We start from the raw sequence: 204 nt of genomic DNA, 5'->3' as shown, positions 1-204 counted from the left end.
GAACTCTGGGCGTCCTCGGCCTGCCGCTGAACCACGGGAAGCACCGGACCGGGCACGGGTCCCGCAGCGGACACGACGGAGGCATCCTCCACCGACGGCACACCCAACGGCGGGCGGCTTCCCGCACGTTGCACGGCGGCGCTCGGCAAAGGGCTCACGGAGGAACTCTGGGCGTCCTCGGCCTGCCGCTGAACCACGGGAAGC

It is taken from the genome of Streptomyces sp. NPDC002676, from assembly GCF_053592455.1.
This window is presented reverse-complemented; position numbering follows the sequence as displayed.